The following is a 20417-nucleotide window of genomic DNA, read 5'->3' as shown; positions in this document are numbered from 1 at the left end:
GTCATGAACAAAACAGAATTAATCGCAAGTGTTGCACAAAAAACTGAATTAACTAAAAAAGATGCTGAAAAAGCAGTAAAAGCTGTATTTGACACAGTAGCTCAAGAATTAGCAGCTGGTGGCAAAGTACAAGTTATCGGCTTCGGTACTTTCGAAGTTCGTGAACGCGCAGCTCGTGAAGGCCGTAACCCACAAAACGGTAAAACTATCACAATTGCAGCTTCCAAATCTCCTGCATTCAAAGCTGGTAAAGGTTTGAAAGAACAAGTTAACGCTGCAAAAGCTAAAAAACGCAAAAAATAATCCATATTGGATGTGAAAGAGACCTTTCGAGGTCTCTTTTTTTTATCTATTTATGGTATAATGCACAGAGAAAGGGTGCATTATGAATAACGAAACATCAAGGAAGGTTCTCATCGTGTCCGCCTCAATCGGCACTGGACATATGCAAGCCGCAAGAGCCATAGAAGAATATTGGAAAGAAAAAGAGCCACAAGCATCAATTACTCATGTTGATTTTCTTGATACAGAAACTATGTCTGTAGAGCATTTAATTAAGGGTACCTATATAAAGATGATTGACGTATTCCCCATGCTCTATGATATGATTTATCGCGTATCGAAAGGGGAAAAACGAGGTACCATTTTGCAAACCGCATTGTCGTACCTACTTAAAAGCCGCATGCTTAAACTAGTACAACAAGAAGAGCCAGATGTAATGGTTTTTACACATCCATTTCCTTGTGGGGCGGCATCGATTTTAAAGCGCCAAGGTCATATAGATGTGCCACTAGTGGCTATTATGACAGATTTTAGTAGTCATCAGTTTTGGCTCTATCCACAGATTGATGTTTACTATGTTGCAACAGAATCTATGGTACCTGAAATGGTAGCTTCAGGTATCGATGAATCTCGTATTCATGTATCTGGCATTCCAGTGCGGCGATCTTTTTTTCGTGATGCTATTGAAGAGTATAGCTTAGAGGAACCTGTGAAAGTTCTTGTTATGGGTGGTGGCCTGGGTCTAGGCTCTCTTGAGACGGCTTTAAAACATCTAGATGAAGTAAATGGTATTGGTGAAATTACCGTTGTAGCCGGACAAAATACGTCTCTTTACGAATCGTTAGTTGTCCTTAGTGAATCTATGAAGACGAAGACCACCGTATATGGTTATACTACCAATATTTCTGAGCTCATGAAATCATCGTCTTTGCTCGTTACAAAACCTGGTGCATTGACCTGTATGGAGGCTGTTACAATCGGATTGCCAATGGTATTCTTTAATGCTATCCCAGGGCAGGAAGAGGCAAATGCAGAACTGTTAGAGCAACGGGGGTGTGCTCGTTGGGCTCGCGATATTCACAACTTAGAAGATGTGGTAACTGCACTGTTAATTAATTCTCCGCGACTTCAACAAATGTCTGAGCGTGCTCGCGAATGGCATGTGGATGGGGCTGCTGATATCGTAAATAGTCTCATTGAAATTTTAGATGCTAGTGCACAAGATGAGCTTGTGAAAGCTCAAGAGGCAATTAGCTAACCAATATAGAAAAAGCGATGACCTAAAGGGCCATCGCTTTTTTCTATTGATACTGTTCAATATGTTCTTTTCGAAGTTTTTGTAATGTGACTAAGAAAGCATCCGTACTTTCTGCACCATCCAATAAATCTTTTAATTGGTAAGAGTCATCAAGGGTAACACTCCATTGGAAGGAGTCGTTATCGTCGTACACATTGAATACGACTGGTGTCTCTAAGTCCTCTGGCATATAGCCGTCATCATCGGACACAGTTGCATACGTGCCATCCTCTAAGAGCTCAGTAAATAATGTGTCATACCCATCAATGTCGATAAGTTCAAAGTTGATACTTTCATAAAAGTCTAAAACCATATCCGTCGCCATGTGGACCTCCTCATGAATATATATGTTACGTTTATTCTACTGAGGGCGCCTGTTACTGTCAATGGTAATGTGTAGTATAATAAATAACAGAATTACAAAATAGGAGCGGAATATGAACGTTATTAGTTTACAGAACATAGAGAAATCATATGGCACAAGGCTGTTGTTTAAAGAGGTGAGTATGACTTTTACCACGGAAAAACGATTAGGTCTTGTGGGCATCAATGGAACGGGTAAGTCTACATTTCTAAAAATATTAGCAGGACAAATGGAAGCTGATAAAGGCACCATTGAGCGTAATGGTAAGGCTAGCATTTATTACTTAGCGCAGACACCTGATTTTGATGCGGAAGCTACTTTGCTTGAGGCCGTTCTTGATGGAAATCATCCTCGGTTGCAAATGGTAAAAGCTTTTGAACGTATTAGTCGTGAGTATCGCCAAATGCAAGAGTCTGGTAAAGACGATGCTAAAATATCTCGCAACTATATGAATGCATTGGAGCAAATGGATCAACAAGACGGGTGGCAGGTAGAGCAAGAGGCGCGCATTATTTTATCTAAATTGGGCTTTCCTGATGTGGAGCAAAAGGTAGCTATGTTATCAGGAGGGCAAAAGCGTCGTCTTGCATTGGGGCAAGCATTGCTATATCCATGTGATCTTTTATTACTAGATGAGCCGACTAACCATTTGGATGAAGATAGTATTGATTGGCTAGAGTCGTATTTGAGTGTACGTCAAGGAGGATTATTAATCAGTACCCATGATAGATATTTCCTCGATTCCGTATGTAATGGTATTTTAGAGCTATCAAATCGTCATATGTATCAATACGATGGCAATTATGAAGAATTTATTGCCTTGAAAGCTGATCGAGAGGCTCGTGAAGCTGCTACGGAAGAAAAACGACGTCAATTTTTAAAACGAGAAATCGAATGGGTACGTCGTGGTGCTCTGGCTAGAACTACAAAACAAAAGGCTCGTCTTGACCGTTACGAAAAATTAAAGAATATGGAGAAAACCCGCCGGCCGGATCAAATGGATCCTATTGCGCTGAAGACACGTTTAGGAAAAACCATCTTTGATATTGAGCATTTAGAGTTTTATTTTGATGAACGTCCTATGATTAAGGACTTTACCTATCACGTGGTACGCCATGATCGTATCGGTATAGTAGGACCCAATGGTGTTGGTAAATCTACCTTTATGAATATCCTTGATGGCACCTACGAAGCGACGAGAGGCACTATCGGTAAAGGTGAGACCGTTCGCATTGCTCATTTTAAACAAGAGCTACCTGAATTTGATGAAGATATGCGCGTTCTCGATTATATTCGTGAGGACCACTCTTATATGGTACTCGGTGATGGGTCTACATTGAGCGCAGGACAAATCCTTGAGCGATTCCTTTTTACCCCAGAATTACATGGTGTACCGATTCGAAAACTCTCTGGCGGGGAACGTCGTCGTTTATACCTCTTAAAATTGTTGATGAGCGCCCCTAACGTATTATTGCTGGACGAACCGACGAATGATCTTGATATTCCAACATTGGAGGTATTAGAGGATTTCCTTGACTCCTTTAGTGGCGTCATCATCACCGTTTGCCATGATCGGTACTTCCTAGACCGCGTAGTGGATAAACTGTTTGTCTTTACAGGCGATGGGCATATTGAAATCGTTCATGGCTCGTATTCTGACTACAAAGATGCTCTTGATGAAAGTAGTGGCAGCAAGCGCCCATTCTATATGCCAAATGATAATATACCGGCTAATTCCAAAGCGGTACGAGCTGTAAAAGGTGGAGAGGCTGATAGCGATGACTCTGTTGATAATCAATCTAATAGGGTAGATACCCTTGGAAATGATAATGTTGTAGCTAGTGATGAAACAGATACTTTCAAAGAAATACCAAAGAAGGGTCTCAATAAAGCAGAAGAAGCGGAGTATGCCAAAATTATGGATGAATTGCCTAAGCTAGAACATTTAGTGAAGGGCCTCGATGTTATGATAAGCCAAGTGGCTACTGATTATGAAAAAATGCAGTCACTGATGGAGGAACGAGAAGAAACACAGACTCAAATAGATGCGCTCACTGAACGGTGGATGGAATTAGAGGAACGCCTATAACTCCTTTTATCATGCTATTTTTTAATATCTGTTATGCAAAGGAATTACGTGTAAGTTTATTGATAAAACTCACAATGTATAGTATAATTTCTACGATTAACGATAACAACGTTACCTAAGTAGGAGGAACTCATGAGTAAGTACCAATTTTTAGACCGTCGCGTGCCAATTGAAGACGGAAATATTGCATTAGTACAAGATTTAACCAAATGTAAAAATTGCTCCTTATGTCGTAAAGCTTGTGCTGTAGACATGGGTGTATTTGATTATTATGATTTAACAACAAATGGGGATCATCCAATTTGTATTCATTGTGGTCAATGTGCATCTATTTGCCCATTCGATTCTATTAATGAACGCTCTGAAATTGATGAAGTAAAAGCAGCTATTGCTGACCCTAATAAAATCGTCATCTTCCAAACTGCGCCTGCCGTACGTGTTGGCTTAGGCGAGGAATTTGGTCTTGATGCTGGTACATTTGTAGAAGGCAAAATGGTGGCTGCTCTTCGTAAATTGGGTGGCGATTATATTCTTGATACAAACTTTGGTGCGGACATGACTATCATGGAAGAAGCATCTGAGTTATTAGAACGCGTTATTAATAGCGATGCAGTATTGCCTCAATTCACATCTTGTTGTCCTGCTTGGGTTAAGTTTGCGGAAACATTCTATCCAGAATTCTTGCCAAACTTATCTACGGCTAAGAGCCCGATTGCTATGCAAGCGCCTACACAAAAAACATATTTTGCTGAAAAAATGGGCCTTGATGCAAAACAAATCGTTGCCGTTGCAGTAACACCATGTACAGCTAAGAAATTTGAAATTCGTCGTGATGAAATGAATTCCTCTGCGGAATACTGGGATACACCAGAAATGCGCGATACAGACTACTGTATTACTACACGGGAACTTGCAAAATGGTTGCGCGCAGAAGAAATCAACTTTGATGATCTTGAAGATTCTGCATTCGATCCATTGATGGGTGAAGCTTCTGGTGGTGGTATCATTTTCGGTAACACTGGTGGCGTTATGGAAGCGGCTATGCGTGCGGCTTACAAAATGGCGACAGGTGAAGATGCACCTCAAACATTGATTCCATTCGAAGCTATTCGCGGCATGGACGGTGCTCGCGAAGCAGACGTAGTGATTGGCGATAAAACATTACACGTAGCGGCAGTTCATGGTACAGGTAATTTGCGTAAGTTCATCGAACGCATGCGTGCAGAAAATATCCATTATGACTTCATTGAAGTAATGGCTTGTCGTGGTGGCTGTATCGGTGGTGGTGGTCAACCACGCGTTAAATTACCGATGGCTGACAAAGCTCGTGAAGCTCGCATTGCATCCTTGTATACTCGCGATGCAGAAGTAACTGTAAAAGCTGCTTGTGATAATCCAGATATCCAAAAATTGTATGCTGAGTTCTTTGATGGCAAACCAATGAGCCACAAAGCACATCATATGTTACATACTACCTTTGTAAATCGTTCTGAAGATTTAGGCCCTAACGGCGCTTGTACGCCTGCTACATGCCCTACATCCGTACCTAATTTGAAAAAGGCGGCAGAGGCGGCTAAAGCGGCGGCGGAAGCTAATAGCTAAGAGTTGATGGTTATTAGTTAATAAAAAGCACAAAGATAGCTAAGAAATATATAGCAGATAGTTGATATGTTAGTCAGCTATCTGCTTTTTTATCTATTTTATATAGTGGAAATATGGTCAATAAAAGTTTTCACAGATGTAGATTCTATATATGCCATATACGCATAGGGGTTAAAATATAGAGATTGGTAAATTGGTTTAGGAATTATCTGTAGTATGCTATAATTAAATTGTTATTATAGAAGCAATCAATACTGGTTCGGGAGGATCTTCATGGCTTTTAAATTAAAAGGAAAAGAAGAAAAATTTTTCAGTATTTTGGAAAAGCATGCTGCACTAACTTATGAAAGTGCGGAAATGATGGAACGCGTGTTTAAGGGGGATATCTCTAAGGAAGAGGCATTTCTTGAAATTGATACAAAGGAAAAAGCTGCCGATGAATTAGTAAATGAAACTGTAGAGCGTTTGCGCAAAACATTTATCACTCCAATGGATCGTGAGGATATTCAGCTTTTGATTGACCAACTGGATACTACATTGGATAATATCAAAGAAATCATGGATAAAATGGTTATGTATCACGTTGGCAAACCAAGTGATGGTGCTATTCGCATGAGTGAAATTGTTGTTAAATGCGTTAAGCATATCAACAAATCCATTGGTTATATGGGTAGTCTTAAAAAGGATCATGTGAAGGTAGAGGGGCGTGTTCACCAAGTATTGAAACTTGAGTCTGAAGCGGATAATATTTATCATGAAGAAATGGCTAAGCTCTTTACAGAGTGTACAGATCCAATTGAAATTATCAAATGGAAGGAAATCCTTAGCGCTATGGAAGATGTAATCGATGGCTGCGAAGATTTGGTTGGTACATTCCGCCGGGTAGTATTGAAGTATGCTTGATGCTCATTATTTAGTATGGCTAGTTGTATTTTTAGCATTAGCCTTTGACTATATCAATGGCTTTCATGATACGGCGAATGCCATTGCCACATCCGTTTCTACACGAGCTATTGAGCCTAAAAAGGCAATTATGATGACCGCTGCTCTCAATTTTTTGGGTGCAATGGTTAGTACCGGTGTTGCAAAGACTATCGGTGGTGATATAGTAATGTCGCCATCTCTTATCGATAGTGGTATTATTTCTGCAGCTCTTATCGGTGCCATTACATGGAATCTTTTAACTTGGTATTGGGGGATCCCAAGTTCCTCATCCCATGCTTTGATTGGTGGTATCATCGGTGCTGTGGGTTGGTCTGTAGGATTTGACGCATTGAATGAGGCGGGGATTTTAAAAATCTTTTTGTCTCTTATTTTATCTCCGATTGTAGCCATGATTGGTGGCTATATTGTGATGAAAGTATTGTTGCTTATTTTCGGTAGATTTTCTCCAATTGCTTTAAATGATCGATTTAGATCCATGCAAATTGTATCAGCAATTATGATGGCATTTTCTCATGGCTCTAATGATGCACAAAAAGCGATGGGGATAATCACATTAACCTTACTTAGCGGTGGTTTCATCGATACATTAGATGTACCGATTTGGGTAAAACTTTGTTGTGCTACTGCAATGGCTATGGGTACTGCTGTAGGCGGTTGGAAAATTATCTCTACAATGGGTACCAAGATTTTCAAACTAGAAACTATTAATGGGTTCGCTGCTGATTTAAACTCGGCGATTACTATTTTTACAGCTACATTCTTACATTTGCCTGTAAGTACTACACATGTAGTAAGTGGTTCTTTACTAGGTGTAGGCTCTTCTAAACGTATTAAAGCCGTTAACTGGGGGGTAGCAAGATCTATGGTTATGGCTTGGTTTGTAACGATTCCATTATCTGGCATCGTTGCCGCTATTGCTTATGAAGTAGGTCACTTACTATTTGGCTAATTCATATACTTTTTATTATAGTAAAAAAGACTGCAAACGCAGTCTTTTTTGTTTATCAAAATATTCTTGCTATATTGTCATATTTATAAATAATTTGCTTTTCTATTTTAAAATTCTATTTACTATATGTGTACGTGATAGTATCTAAATAGTCTAAAAATATAGAAATAAACTGGTTTGTAAATACTATATTCTATAAAAGAGATTTATCTATATTTGGCAACATTAATGTTACAATTCAAGTTGAATAGGGAAAAATACTTATAAATATGTGTTTTGTTGATTATGCATTTTACTAATAAATGAAGTTTATTACTAATTTATAGGCTGTTAAGAGGTTGTTTAAAGTGAATGGCTATTGCATACTTATGTATACGAGGTTATACTATCGGTAGAAGGAGTTTTTCAAGTGAAAAGTGAGGTATGTATATGGCATGGGGTGGATCTAGACGCGGTGCCGGGCGCCCACGTAATCCTATTAAACGTATTGGTAGAACCTTTCGACTCAGTGATGAAGAGTTTCTTTCGCTAAAGCCATTGATCATGGCTATTAAGGCAAATAATGATAAACGATATAGGCAACAATATAGTCGAGAAGTATAAATAATCAGGCATTGTCACAGCATATACAATTTAATACATTTTAAATCTATTTTACAATAATTCATTATTTCTAAATCTTTCAACTACAACACATCTTTACTCTCTAAACAATATGCTGTGTGCAATACAAGTAGTACGAAAAGGTCCCAATTCATTTGAATTGGGACCTTCTTCGTTATATATAATATACAAAACATATTACATATTACTCTATATCTTGTTATATTAAATTAGTCTACTTTGATGCCGTGAATTTCTTCAGCTAAACGTTTTAAAGCATCAACTGTACGTACCCCAGGTGTGATTTCGGAAAGTTTTACACGAATGAAGTGACCTTCTTTTACAGCTGTGATGTCTTGAAGTTGAGGATTAGCCTTGATCTTTTCAATTTTTTGTTGGAAATCATCATCGTTGCGAATAGAATTACCATAGTCGGCGATAATAATGTAGTCAGGGTTTTGTGCAATTACTGTTTCCCAAGAACCTTTAGCCCATGTTTTATCAACGCCTAAGCCGCTCATTACATTATCAGCACCGATAAGTTTTAAGATGTTAGTAGTATAACCCTCGAATGCTGTGAATGGTTGACCGTCTTCAGAGTCATAAATGAAAATGCGTTTACGAGGTAAGTCTTTTAGTTTATCCTGGATAGCTGCCAATGTTTTACGTTGACCTGAAACCCATTCTTCAGCTTTAGGTTTTACGCCGAAAATCTCACCCAATTTAATCATGTCGCTGAAGTTGGTTTCTAGGTCAGCCTTAGTAGATAACATGGATTCAGGGATCCAAATATTAACCTTTTGGGAAATCATTTTATCTGCAGGAATGGCTCGTTTGCTGAAAGAATCAGGCCATCCCGTAGCAAAGTCAGGCTTTACGGACATGAATACTTCATAGGAAGGCCATTTATCAGATAATACTTTTACTTTGTCGTAAGCCGCTTGTAAAGGTGGGTAGATTTCTTCTTCTTTGAAAGCCGTCCCAGCCATTTTGTCTTCAAGGCCTAATTGTAACATCATTTCCGTTGTTGCTTGGGACATGGACACTGCATGAGTTGGGGCAGATTTTACGGCAAAGTCTGTTTTTGTACCGTCAAATGTTTCACTCCATGTTACAGAGGTCCCGTTATCACCTGTAGTTTTTGTAGTATCAGAACCACAACCAGCAATAGCGAATGTAGCACATGTCATTGCGATTAATAATAATTTTTTTGACTTTCTTAAATTCTGAAACATAGTAAGTCCTTTCTTTACTAATTAATAATATAAATGATAGCGCCCTTCATCCCAAGAGGTTTTGAAAGGAACTTCAAAAATTGGTTCAAGAATTTCAGGTGTGAGCACTTCGGTAGGGGAACCTTCTTTTAGGATAGTTCCGTTATTCATGATGACTATATGATCGCAATATTGAGCCGCTAGATTCAAGTCGTGAAGGACTACAATCGTAGTGCCTTTAAAAGCCCGTAATTGTTCCATTAGCGCCACTTTGTACTTCATATCTAAATGATTAGTAGGTTCATCTAAAAGAAGTATTTGAGGTTTCTGGGTTAAGGCTTTAGCAATGAATACGCGTTGCTTCTCACCACCTGATAAATGATGAATTTCTTCATTTGATAAATGGGTGATGCCTACTTCATTCATATAATGCTCTGCAATTTTAACATCCTCAGAACTATAGGTGCCAAAGTGTTGTTTGTACGGATACCGGCCCATGAGAACGATATCTTTTACGAGAAAATCATCGATCATAGCGTCTCTAGATTGTGTTAAGACTGCTACCAATTGAGCAAACTCGCGACCTTTATAAGACTCTAAAGGTTTTTCGTTTAATGTGATTTTGTTTTTTGATGGATGAAGTCGATATAGATGGCTAAGTAGCGTAGACTTACCACATCCATTTGGTCCAATTATGGCTGTTATTTTATTGGTAGGAAATGTTACAGAAATATTCTTTAACACTTCTTTGGTTTCATAAGAAAAAGACAGCTGATTAATTTGATACATAGTATCTCCTATAGATATGATATACACTAACCATTGTGTTTATAACGATTCATGATAATCCAAATGAAGAGTGGAGCCCCCAATAAAGATGTAAGCACACCAATAGGGATTTCTTCTGGACTGTAGAGTGCTCTCGATAATACGTCTGACCAGATCATAACGATGCTACCTATGAGTGCACTAAATAGTAATGTATGTTTATGTTTAGGTCCGCCTATAATCCGAGCAAGGTGAGGGATGATAAGGCCGATAAAGCCAACTACACCAACCTTTGATACTAGTGTGGCAATCACAATAGAGGATATGATAACGATGCTTAATTGTAACTGCTTAACGGAAAGCCCCATTTGTGCTGCTTCATGATTACCGAGTAGCAACACATCAAGGTCTTGATTGAACATATAGATATATAGCATAAACAAGGTTACAATAATTGCTGTTAATGGTAAATCGCCCCATTGTATGCCTGCAAAGCTGCCAAGTAGCCAGAACATGGCACTTCGTACTTGTGCTTCGTGTTTGGCTCCGTAAATGATCATCATCGTTAAGGCTGAAAATACACCGGTCATGCCCATGCCTATGAGGATAAGCTTTACTGGACTGTTACTTTTACCAACACATAGTAGTACTAATATAATTGAAAGTGCTGCGCCTAGGGCCGCAAAAATAGGCGTATTGTAATGACCTAAGAATGGAAGCCCACCCATGATAATAGCGAAAACCGCACCTGTGCTTGCACCAGAAGAAACACCTAATACATAGGGATCTGCGAGGGTATTGCGCGTGACCGTTTGCATTAATAGACCCACAAGTGATAGGCCTATACCTGTTAGAACAGAGTAAATAAGTCGTGGTAAGCGGATATCTGTAATAATCGTATCAGTCATAGATGCTGTAGCATTTACATCAATCATAGACATAAGTGCTGAAATAATTTGGTCTAGTGGTACAAATTTAGATCCAAACTGTAACGCTGTTACCAATGAAATACAGAGGATTAGACAGAGTATAAATACTTTTACCGAAGTCTGCATAAAATCTCCTTATTCTATTTTTATTTAGGTAGTCTAAGTCTTATCTAAGTATAGAAAATTTTCAATATATATACAATATTAATACCTGTATAGGTATTATAAGTATGAGGATTCATTAAATTATAAATAGCAAAATCTTATGTTAGCTTTATTCATTTTTATAAGTTCATTGTTATTTTGATATATGAAAAATTTATTAGAATGGCTATAATAGAATTATATGTACAATAGAATGTTTAGGAGGTGTTAGTTTGATACAAGATTTATTATCTGAGGATAATGTATCCTTTCATTATCCCGCCGAAACGTGGGAAGATGTAATTCGTCATGGTGGTCAACTGATGGTTGATGCGGGCTTTACGGATCCATCTTATACAGAGGCTATGGTTGAAGTAGTTCGTGAAATGGGTCCATATATCGTATTGGCTCCCGGTCTTGCTATGCCACATGCGCGCCCAGAACATGGTGCTAAGCGTGTAGGGACAGCTTTAGTGACATTGGAAAAACCATTGAATTTTGGCAGCCCTGATAATGACCCAGTATCTGTCGCATTATTCTTATGTGCTCCCAATAAAGATGAGCATATTCAATTGTTAACAGATATTGCTACTTTATTTGAGGATGAAGAGTTCTTAGATGCGGCCGTTGACTTTGAAAGTATTGACGACGTACAAGCATTCTTGGCAGAGCATTTAGACGAGCAATAAACATTTAGAAGGAGGCAAGTATGATTTCTGTATTAACTGTATGTGGTAATGGTATTGGTTCTAGCTTGATGTTAAAAATGAAAATTGAAGAAATTTGTGCTGAAAATGGTATCGATGCACAAGTTGAATCTATCGATTTTAACGCGGCTCAAGGTCGTAAGGCTGACCTTATCGTAACTGTAAAAGAATTGGCTGAACAATTTGACGATAAAAATGTTGCTATTGTTCGTAGCTATATTAATAAAAAGAAGATTACAGAAGATGTTCTTGAAGCATTAAAACAAGCCGCTCAATAATATGTAACAATTATATATAGGAGGTAGTGCCATGGAAATGGTATTAGAGTTCTTGCGTGATGTGCTGTCTCAACCGGCACTTTTGATTGGTATTATGTCATGTATAGGCTTGATCGCCTTGAAACGTCCGTTTCATAAAATAATGACGGGCACATTAAAACCTATTCTTGGGTATTTAATGTTAGCTGCAGGTGCGGGTGTTATCGTTAGCAATCTTGACCCATTGGGGAAAATGATTGAACATGGATTCCATATTACTGGTGTAGTGCCAAATAATGAAGCTATCGTAGCTGTTGCACAAAAGGTACTTGGCGTTGAAACGATGTCTATTCTCGTAGTAGGCTTATTGATGAACTTATGTATTGCTCGTTTCACCAAGTTCAAATATGTGTTCTTAACTGGTCATCACAGCTTATTTATGGCATGTCTTATGTCTGCCGTGCTTGGTACTGCAGGATTATCTGGCATGGAACTAATTCTTGTAGGTGGTTTCTTAATGGGGGCTTGGTCTGCCATTTCTCCAGCTATTGGTCAAAGTTATACATCCAAAGTGACAGATGGTGATGAAATTGCCATTGGTCATTTCGGTAGTTTAGGCTACTATTTATCGGCTTGGGTTGCTAAATATGTTGGGAAAGCTGAAGATAGCACAGAAGATATTGAAATACCAGAAAAATGGGGGTTCTTACGAGACTCAACATTATCTACAGCATTAACTATGATCGTATTTTACCTAATTGCGGCATTTGCAGCAGGTTCCGAATTTGTCGCTACTTTATCAGGTGATATGAGCCCATATTTATACGCTGTTATGAGTGCTATGAATTTTGCTGTTGGTGTAACAATCGTATACTCAGGTGTGCGTATGATCTTAGGTGATTTGATTCCTGCATTCCAAGGGATTGCTACAAAAATTATTCCTAATGCAATTCCAGCTGTAGACTGTGCCGTATTCTTCACCTATGCTCCAACTGCGGTTGTATTAGGCTTCCTTAGTTCCTTCATCGGTGGTATCATCGGTATGCTTATCCTTGGGGCTGTAGGTGGCGTATTAATCATTCCTGGTCTTGTGCCACACTTCTTCTGTGGTGCTACAGCAGGTATTTATGGCAATGCTACTGGTGGTCGTCGTGGCGCAGCGGTAGGTGCTTTCCTAAATGGTTTGGCTATTACATTCTTGCCAGCTTTGGCGTTGCCAGTTCTTGGTCAATTAGGCTTCCAAAATACAACCTTTGGTGATGCGGACTTTGCAGTGATGGGTCTCGTATTAGGTAATGCTTATGAATGGGTAGGTATGGCTGGTATTTATGGCATTGTAGCTATTGCCGCTTTAGTACTTATTATTCCTAACTTTATTAAAACAAAAGGTAAAGTTATTAATTATGTAGAAGAGGATTAATGAAAAAAACTGAGCAACACAGTAATGTTGTAGTACGATATGTATTCCTGACTATTGGAGCAATAAGTTTTGGACTTGGTACAGCAGGTATCGTATTACCACTATTGCCAACAGTTCCTTTTTATATGCTAACTTTATTTTGTTTAGCTCGAGGGTCTGAACGATTCCATAAAATGTTTTTGGAATCTAGTTTATATCAAAAGACTGTTGCTGCTTATGAACGCGATAAAGCGTTGACCTTGCGGGCAAAGTTGTCCATTCTCGTATCCGTTAGTGCCATAATGGCGGTTGGTGCCTATTTTAGTCAAGATATGCCTATTGCTCTAATGGTTATGGGCATTATATGGGTAGCGCATGTCATAGCATTAGCTTTTATTATTAAAACAAAAAAATAGGAACTTATATCCTTAGTTTTGAATATAGCCTCATGAATTAAATTGTTGTAGTTTAATTCATGAGGCTTATTTTATAGTACACTAGAATAACTCTCAACGAAGATCTTAATTGTTTTATATTACTAAAACGAACTAGCTTGTGTTTTTAAATCTAAAATGAATTATTACTAATTAGAAGTTGACAATGACTATCAATAAGTATACTATAATATAATATTATTAATTTATGTTTATAGTATTTGTGTATATGGTGATAGTATGAATCCACATAATCATGCGGTTTCACATGCTGGAACATCTATGTCAAGACATACGATATTTGACGGTATCGATTTGATGTTCTTAGATGTGAAGCAAGAGACGATTCAATTTTATGCTAAATCACATACCAAGACGTTTGCTATAAATCACTGTGAAGAAGGGCGCATTGAGTGCAAGTTCACATCTGGTGAGTATTTATATATGGGTCCAGGGGATATGTCGTTAGGGTGGCATACACGCTCCGCTTACCAACATGAAAATTACTTTCCTACAAAATTATTTAAAGGAATTGTATTATTAGTAGATGTTGAAAAGGCACAACCCGTATTAGATGCACTTGTTAGTGATTCTCGAATTGATTTGACTGAGCTGGCCAATCGGTTTTGTGAGCATTCTGATTTTGGTATGATGATGGAAGAAACGGAAACAGTTCGTCACATTTTTTCCAGTTTATATAATGTGCCAGATCAAATAAAGGAGCACTATTTTAAATTAAAAGTAATAGAAATTTTTTTATTATTATCTGTTATCTCTACAGCTAATCCTGAAAAGAGAAGTACCTATAGAAAGCAACAGGTAGATATTGTAAAAGCTGTAAGTGAATATGTATCGACACAGTTTATGAAGCGTATTACTATTGACTCCTTGTCTGAACAGTTTGATATTCCTACATCTACCCTGAAACGTTGCTTTAAAGGTGTATTTGGTACAACCATACATCAGTATCTAAAAGAATGTCGTATTAATGCGGCAAAGCGATTGCTTCAAGACTCAGATCAGTCTATTTTAGAAATCGCTAATGCGGTAGGGTATGAGAATGGTAGTAAGTTTACTAGTGCATTCAAAGAGGCTACTGGTGTAACGCCAAGTGCTTATCGTAAGGTTTAAATAATTTGGATCTTATATTATTCTAGATAGAAATTTTGTGCTTTAGGCTAGGTTTGATAGTCTATGAAAATTAAATATTGTCCGAAACGTATGTTTTTGGTCTATTCGGAGTAGATATGTATAATACACTTTGCTACCATTAAATCTGTAAATGATTTTCAATGTCATTTGGTTGTGGTGGTAAAGTGTATTTTTATATGCATGGTTAAATATATGTCTGGAGGAAATTTAATGAATAGGAGTTGGGTGCGGGCAAGGAGATATGTTATATTATCCTGCGCAGTAGCGTGCTGGTTGCAAATGCCGGTAGTTATGGCGGATAATGCGACTGTAACAACCGATGTAGTTCATGTTCGCGGTACATGGGCTGAAGAGCAGGCAAAACAAGAGTCTCAACAGACGACGATTATTACGAAGAAGGATATTGTCAAAAAGCAGGCAAAATCCGTAGAAGATATTGTATTTTCCGAAACTGGTGTATCCAGAACCGTTGATTCGATGGGGCGCGTCGGTGTATCTATCCGTGGTGCGGATCCGCGTCATACCTTGATTCTTGTGGATGGACAGCCTGTGATGGGCGATCTTGCTAAATATCAAGGCGCCGGTGATGAATTACAGCGTCTCGGTACAGAAAATGTGGAACGTATAGAAATTATTCAAGGTGCAGCTAGTGCTAAATACGGATCCGACGCCATCGGTGGTGTTATCAATGTTATTACCAATAAACCGCGTAAGATCGCTGGCCTTCAGTTTAATGCAGAAGGTCGTAGAACTAAAGGCGACGGTGATATCGTACCGTTTTCCAATTTCTTTATGCGCGCTGATTCTGGCTCATTAGGTAAGTTAAAAGTTAATATTCACGGTAGTAAACGTGACATTATGCCTATTTATGCCAGTGAGCAGCGTCGTATCAGCGCTATGACCAATGATGAAGACCATGGCTTTTTAAAGAATTCCCTACGGTATTACGGTACAAATTCTAATATAGGTTTGGCCGCTACGTATGATATTAATGATAAGCAGTCTCTGGGAATTCGCATCGATCGGTATAATGAGGACTTAGAACGGTATGTAAAGCGCAGTACTTCTTATTTGGAACCTCAGGTTCATTACAAACGGGATTTAGACAGGAATAATCTCAATTTGACGTATACTGGTCAGGATAATAAGAGTTCGTGGAAAGCGGAACTGAATTATACGCGGACCAAAGAAGATGATGTAACATTAACCAGTGACTACGGGAACAGTACCTATGAAGGGAAAAATACATTAAACTATGTGGATAATGTAGATCATCGTCAATGGAGCATAACACTCGGGGCAGATACGCAAGTCAATAAGAAACATCTCTTGTCTTATGGAATTGGGTTTATACGGGAGACAGGCGAAGGTAGCAGACTTAAAAATGCGCCTCATACCTATAAACGGCATATCGACCCCTGGGATTATGATAAAAGTCTGGCAGTAAAAAACGGTGTTCCCTCATCCACAATTTATGACCATTCTTTCAGAAAAAACGAGGCCGGTGTAGAGCAGTGGAATAAGGAGAAAGAATGGTATAACGGAGATAAAAGCAAGCCAAACACATTGCCGGAATTTACTTACGAAGAATATCTTCAATATTTGGATCCGCAGGCGGGGATTGATTCAGCGGCCGCAATGGGGCTTGTGGACGGCCCCGTGACGGAGCGTACGCTGAAAAAACGGAATCCTGAAGCTTATGCGCGATATCAGCAGTTTGCTAAACGTTTATTAGCGGAGAATAAAGAATTTATTGAAGACTATCATTTTAATAAGGAGGGCCGAAAAGATGAAAACGGTAAGTATTATCCAGCACTTTATGATGCCTATTTACCGAGCTTTTACTATGGCGCCGTACCGGATTTTGATTCTACGAAGTTGAAATTAAACGGAGCTTATTTTAAAGAAGAGTATTTAAAACGCGTTAATCAACAGACCGCAGGACGTGCGGAAATCAAGAAACAGAATTTCTTTATTCAGGATACGTGGCAGGTTAATAAAAATACTACTTTATCACCAATTATAAGACTGGATCATAGTGATTTATTTGGCTCTAACTGGTCGTTTAATTTCGGCATGACTCATAATGTACATGGAAATGTACACCGCAGATTAAAGGCTAATGTGGGTACCAGTTATACGGAACCTGGTATGGGCGAGCTGTATTATAACTGGGAAATGTATGGCCCGAATATTACAAATGCCACAATCGGTGGCGGTGAAGCCCGATTAGGTTGGTATTGGGTCGGAAATCCGAACCTTAAACCGGAGAAATCCATGAATTTTGACCTCTCTTTGGAAGGGGAAAATAAAAATACCTATGGTAAAGTAACCGTATTCCATAATAACATTCGGAATTATATGTCGATTTACAATACGGGATATTTGATGGATTTTTATCCTCAGTATGATGAATCTACCACATATGGAGCGGCGAAATTTGCTCATGCACCAGATATGATTTACAGTTTCCGTAATATCGGCAAGGCCCAAATTACGGGACTTCAATTTGAAGTTAAACAAACTTTGAATAAACACTGGAAGGCCCGTTTGGGATATACGTATTTACGAGCGCTTAATAAGAGCGATAAAGATATGCCTCGTGAATTACTGGATAAACCTCGTCATAAAGTGGATATCGGTGTGGATTTTGAGGATAAGGCTAGCGGATGGAGCGGTAGTCTGTGGGGAGATTATTATATTCATATGCTGGATAGTAACTCCTTGTCTGGTGGAGGTAATTATATGGTATCTTATATTGATCCTAATAATTCCGATCGTTCCGTTATCAGATATAATTTGAATAATAGAAAAACCGCCGATATGTATGAACATAAAACTTATGGCATATGGAATTTGATGATTCAAAAGAAGATTGATAAGGATTCACGAATCTATTTCGGTATTGATAATCTCTTTAATCATCGTGATGATGATCGGGCTTTATCGGCTCGAGTATATCGGATCGGATTAAATATGAAATTCGGTTTCGGTTCAGGTGAAAGTAAAACGAAACTTACGAAGGAGCAGTTTGAATCGTTACCTCCGGTTATGCTGCAGGATTTTATTACGCGTCCTTTCGATACAGACAGAAAACAAGGTATGGAACTTGTAGGTGATTATCGTGTACGTAATGACAGTCATCTTGGATCTGATCGTCCTGCTACGCGGGTGACTGCTACAAGTTACGTATCCGACGAGGCCGCAAAGAATCTGGCGGACCGCAAGGAACATGGCTTGAATCAACGTATACGTGTCGGTGTCGATGCTCGTATTAACGATAATATGAATGTACGTGTTGTGGGTAGTGCTTCTGGTCAAGCTGGTGTAGATAGCAGTCATGAAACAGAAGGCTCTAACGGTTTTAATCATCAACGTCTCGAAGAACTAGATGTAACACATCACGGTTCTAAATGGGATCATAGTGTTGGTCGTATTACTGAATCTATGGGGGTTACAGGTTATTGGTTTAATAAAGAATATGACGGCCTTCGTAGTGTTTGGACGAATAAGAATACTCAAGTCCGTATCGGTGTGGGGACCTTTAAACATAGTACGGGAATTAGCGACAGTGCTTATACTCATGCTATTTATACGCATTTTAAACGGGTTCCAACGGTAGAGGAATTCTTAGGTGTTACTATGGATTCGGACGGTGCCAATAAGGAACTCATCGTACCAAATGCAGGGAATACTATTAATTTCTACCAGCAATTAAAAGCCTTGCGCGATAAGGAAGGCACCTTAGATGCGGAGGTAGGTACATTAAAGAAGAAAATCGACGATATGACTTCCGATATCTGGTCTAAAGAATTTATTGACGGCATGTCCGCGGATCAACTGGCTCCATTAAAAGCGGAGTTGGCAAAGTTGGAAGCATCTTTACCGGATGTGGAAGCTCGTGTGGCGAAAGAACGGGAACCGTTGCGAGCTGCGCAGTTTGATGTGTTGCGCCGGATGCAGGAAATCGCGGTGAAAGCTTATGGTGCGGATGCGGCTAAACAGACTGTATCGATTAAGATGCCTGATGTGTCAGTAACGTATTCTTATAAATCGCGATACTATGATGAAGATGATGAACAATGGTATGAAGACGAACGTACTTTCACTCAGAAAATAGCACCGGGAACGATTGGGCTTGATAAGAAAAACCCATTGTTTGAAATGAAGTTGAGTGATACCACTGTTCTTTCCAATGGCGGAAAAACGTTTATTTCAAATTGGTACAATCAGAATAAGGCGGCTATCGTGGAGGCGTATCGTGCCAAGGCGAAAGATATAGCAACCTATAGCTTCGGCAATAATCCGTATACGATGAAATTTGAAGATAATGCCTTTGACGGGCTGGACAAGTCTATTTATAAGGCGAATGTCGTTGATATTAACGACTCCGGCACGTCTGGTCTTATTAACGTAAAAGGAAGTGCCTATTATCCTTCTATGATAGCTTCGTACTTTAATAGCTTGGCCCGAATGCTTGAAAAAGCGGACGGCAACAGTCGTTTGCCGAGAGAGGCGCTAGGCAAATATACAGGTGCTGTTATTCCTTCAATAGGTGTCGTATTGGAGCGGGATACAATTCCACCAATTGAAAAGGCTACCTATGTTCAAGTTAAACATATGGTAACACCTAGACTTGGCTTAGCTGCGTGGTACTTACGCTCCTTTGGCGGTAGTGACTATCGCTTCTATACGGCGAATGGTAATGCTACAGAAGCGCATGAATTCAACAATATGGCTAATGTTTTTGGCGTTGGAGCTAAGTATCAATTAAATCATAATGTAAGTGTTTCCTTCGACTATGGACAAAACCGTAGTGACTTTGGTCGCTTCATGAATGGCAATACTCATTATGACCATAAGGCTGGATCCTCTCAATTCGATATCAAGGGCCGTGACGTAGGTGGTGTACCTCATTTCTGGGCATTGCGCTTTGATGTTGGTCGTGCCGATATGAATAAACCTGGTTCTTGGAATGCCTATGTAGACTATAAATACTTTGCCCATGGTTCCTTCTTTGGTGGCAATGGTACAGAGGCTGTTCCTGACCGTTACTTAGATGGTATTAAGAGCTTTACCTTTGGTGGTGGCTATGTGCCAACTAAAGATCTTCTTTTACAAGCATTCTATACATTTGATGCAAAAGGGATCAATAAACGAGATACCTTATATGGATCTGAAAACTTTAAACTTGGGAATTATACTCGTTTCCAAATGACGTATAAATTCTAAAAATTTATATCCGATTTGTCCGAAACGTATATTTTTGGTCTATTCGGAGT

At 39.0% G+C, this 20417-nt stretch carries 17 protein-coding genes; 13 read left to right on the top strand and 4 right to left on the bottom strand.

From position 1 onward, the window contains the following. The first annotated feature begins 3 nt into the window (after positions 1-3). Entirely contained in the window at positions 4-303 is a 300-nt protein-coding gene (locus AAA071_RS03930; protein ID WP_004696710.1) for an HU family DNA-binding protein, read from the top strand. Positions 304-385: 82 nt separating this feature from the next. Beyond that, the gene (locus AAA071_RS03925; protein WP_101928796.1) at positions 386-1540 is read left to right on the top strand and encodes an MGDG synthase family glycosyltransferase; all 1155 of its coding nucleotides are present in this window, start codon (positions 386-388) and stop codon (positions 1538-1540) included. Positions 1541-1583: 43 nt separating this feature from the next. On the opposite strand, the gene AAA071_RS03920 is transcribed toward AAA071_RS03925, so the two are convergent. After that, positions 1584-1904, bottom strand: a complete 321-nt coding sequence (locus AAA071_RS03920) for a hypothetical protein (RefSeq protein ID WP_008714437.1) — start codon at positions 1902-1904, stop codon at positions 1584-1586. Between the two features lie 112 nt (positions 1905-2016). On the opposite strand from AAA071_RS03920, the gene AAA071_RS03915 reads away from it, so the two are divergent. The 5 genes from AAA071_RS03915 (at position 2017) to AAA071_RS03895 (ending at position 8131) form a co-directional block, all read left to right on the top strand. Next, positions 2017-4032 carry an ABC-F family ATP-binding cassette domain-containing protein gene (locus AAA071_RS03915; RefSeq protein WP_101928797.1) on the top strand — a complete coding sequence of 672 codons (2016 nt, stop codon included), beginning with the start codon at positions 2017-2019 and terminating at the stop codon, positions 4030-4032. 132 nt (positions 4033-4164) lie between these two features. Beyond that, positions 4165-5634 (top strand): [FeFe] hydrogenase, group A, encoded by a 1470-nt coding sequence (locus tag AAA071_RS03910; RefSeq protein WP_101928798.1) that lies wholly within the window; start codon positions 4165-4167, stop codon positions 5632-5634. 273 nt (positions 5635-5907) lie between these two features. After that, entirely contained in the window at positions 5908-6537 is a 630-nt protein-coding gene (locus AAA071_RS03905) for a DUF47 domain-containing protein (RefSeq protein WP_004697557.1), read from the top strand. After that, positions 6530-7528, top strand: a complete 999-nt coding sequence (locus tag AAA071_RS03900) for an inorganic phosphate transporter (RefSeq protein WP_008601598.1) — start codon at positions 6530-6532, stop codon at positions 7526-7528. The genes AAA071_RS03905 and AAA071_RS03900 overlap by 8 nt, the downstream gene beginning before the upstream one ends. 429 nt (positions 7529-7957) lie before the next feature. Next, entirely contained in the window at positions 7958-8131 is a 174-nt protein-coding gene (locus tag AAA071_RS03895; RefSeq protein ID WP_004697552.1) for a hypothetical protein, read from the top strand. Positions 8132-8361: 230 nt separating this feature from the next. Here the strand turns inward: AAA071_RS03895 and AAA071_RS03890 are convergent, their stop codons facing one another. The 3 genes from AAA071_RS03890 to AAA071_RS03880 are packed head-to-tail and all read right to left on the bottom strand — an operon-like array spanning position 8362 to position 11168. Continuing rightward, positions 8362-9366 (bottom strand): ABC transporter substrate-binding protein, encoded by a 1005-nt coding sequence (locus tag AAA071_RS03890; protein WP_101928799.1) that lies wholly within the window; start codon positions 9364-9366, stop codon positions 8362-8364. A gap of 21 nt (positions 9367-9387) precedes the next feature. Next, positions 9388-10134 carry an ABC transporter ATP-binding protein gene (locus AAA071_RS03885; RefSeq protein ID WP_021148436.1) on the bottom strand — a complete coding sequence of 249 codons (747 nt, stop codon included), beginning with the start codon at positions 10132-10134 and terminating at the stop codon, positions 9388-9390. 26 nt (positions 10135-10160) lie between these two features. Next, positions 10161-11168: a FecCD family ABC transporter permease gene (locus AAA071_RS03880; protein ID WP_101928800.1), complete on the bottom strand. Its 1008-nt coding sequence runs from the start codon at positions 11166-11168 to the stop codon at positions 10161-10163. Positions 11169-11419: 251 nt separating this feature from the next. Between AAA071_RS03880 and AAA071_RS03875 the strand changes: the two genes are divergently transcribed. From AAA071_RS03875 to AAA071_RS03850, 6 genes are all read left to right on the top strand, one after another. Continuing rightward, positions 11420-11875, top strand: coding sequence for a PTS sugar transporter subunit IIA (locus tag AAA071_RS03875; protein WP_004696688.1), 456 nt, complete (start codon positions 11420-11422; stop codon positions 11873-11875). A gap of 20 nt (positions 11876-11895) precedes the next feature. Further along, positions 11896-12171 carry a PTS sugar transporter subunit IIB gene (locus tag AAA071_RS03870; protein WP_004696686.1) on the top strand — a complete coding sequence of 92 codons (276 nt, stop codon included), beginning with the start codon at positions 11896-11898 and terminating at the stop codon, positions 12169-12171. Positions 12172-12202: 31 nt separating this feature from the next. Beyond that, the gene (ulaA, locus tag AAA071_RS03865; protein WP_004698733.1) at positions 12203-13570 is read left to right on the top strand and encodes a PTS ascorbate transporter subunit IIC; all 1368 of its coding nucleotides are present in this window, start codon (positions 12203-12205) and stop codon (positions 13568-13570) included. After that, positions 13570-13965, top strand: coding sequence for a YbaN family protein (locus tag AAA071_RS03860; protein WP_004698716.1), 396 nt, complete (start codon positions 13570-13572; stop codon positions 13963-13965). The genes ulaA and AAA071_RS03860 overlap by 1 nt, the downstream gene beginning before the upstream one ends. A gap of 258 nt (positions 13966-14223) precedes the next feature. Then, positions 14224-15114 (top strand): helix-turn-helix transcriptional regulator, encoded by an 891-nt coding sequence (locus AAA071_RS03855; RefSeq protein ID WP_004698620.1) that lies wholly within the window; start codon positions 14224-14226, stop codon positions 15112-15114. Between the two features lie 231 nt (positions 15115-15345). Further along, positions 15346-20367, top strand: coding sequence for a TonB-dependent receptor plug domain-containing protein (locus AAA071_RS03850; protein WP_165851637.1), 5022 nt, complete (start codon positions 15346-15348; stop codon positions 20365-20367). Positions 20368-20417: the final 50 nt, after the last annotated feature.

The sequence above is a fragment of the Veillonella parvula genome (assembly GCF_040097785.1).
In the GTDB taxonomy this organism is placed as follows: Bacteria; Bacillota; Negativicutes; order Veillonellales; family Veillonellaceae; genus Veillonella; species Veillonella parvula_D.
This window is presented reverse-complemented; position numbering and strand designations above follow the sequence as displayed.

Bases quoted from the DNA above. Each gene is read 5' to 3' on its own strand.
- AAA071_RS03930 (WP_004696710.1), top strand. From the start codon at position 4: ATGAACAAAACAGAATTAATCGCAAGTGTTGCACAAAAAACTGAATTA.
- AAA071_RS03925 (WP_101928796.1), top strand. From the start codon at position 386: ATGAATAACGAAACATCAAGGAAGGTTCTCATCGTGTCCGCCTCAATC.
- AAA071_RS03920 (WP_008714437.1), bottom strand. From the start codon at position 1,904: ATGGCGACGGATATGGTTTTAGACTTTTATGAAAGTATCAACTTTGAA.
- AAA071_RS03915 (WP_101928797.1), top strand. From the start codon at position 2,017: ATGAACGTTATTAGTTTACAGAACATAGAGAAATCATATGGCACAAGG.
- AAA071_RS03910 (WP_101928798.1), top strand. From the start codon at position 4,165: ATGAGTAAGTACCAATTTTTAGACCGTCGCGTGCCAATTGAAGACGGA.
- AAA071_RS03905 (WP_004697557.1), top strand. From the start codon at position 5,908: ATGGCTTTTAAATTAAAAGGAAAAGAAGAAAAATTTTTCAGTATTTTG.
- AAA071_RS03900 (WP_008601598.1), top strand. From the start codon at position 6,530: ATGCTTGATGCTCATTATTTAGTATGGCTAGTTGTATTTTTAGCATTA.
- AAA071_RS03895 (WP_004697552.1), top strand. From the start codon at position 7,958: ATGGCATGGGGTGGATCTAGACGCGGTGCCGGGCGCCCACGTAATCCT.
- AAA071_RS03890 (WP_101928799.1), bottom strand. From the start codon at position 9,366: ATGTTTCAGAATTTAAGAAAGTCAAAAAAATTATTATTAATCGCAATG.
- AAA071_RS03885 (WP_021148436.1), bottom strand. From the start codon at position 10,134: ATGTATCAAATTAATCAGCTGTCTTTTTCTTATGAAACCAAAGAAGTG.
- AAA071_RS03880 (WP_101928800.1), bottom strand. From the start codon at position 11,168: ATGCAGACTTCGGTAAAAGTATTTATACTCTGTCTAATCCTCTGTATT.
- AAA071_RS03870 (WP_004696686.1), top strand. From the start codon at position 11,896: ATGATTTCTGTATTAACTGTATGTGGTAATGGTATTGGTTCTAGCTTG.
- ulaA (WP_004698733.1), top strand. From the start codon at position 12,203: ATGGAAATGGTATTAGAGTTCTTGCGTGATGTGCTGTCTCAACCGGCA.
- AAA071_RS03860 (WP_004698716.1), top strand. From the start codon at position 13,570: ATGAAAAAAACTGAGCAACACAGTAATGTTGTAGTACGATATGTATTC.
- AAA071_RS03855 (WP_004698620.1), top strand. From the start codon at position 14,224: ATGAATCCACATAATCATGCGGTTTCACATGCTGGAACATCTATGTCA.
- AAA071_RS03850 (WP_165851637.1), top strand. From the start codon at position 15,346: ATGAATAGGAGTTGGGTGCGGGCAAGGAGATATGTTATATTATCCTGC.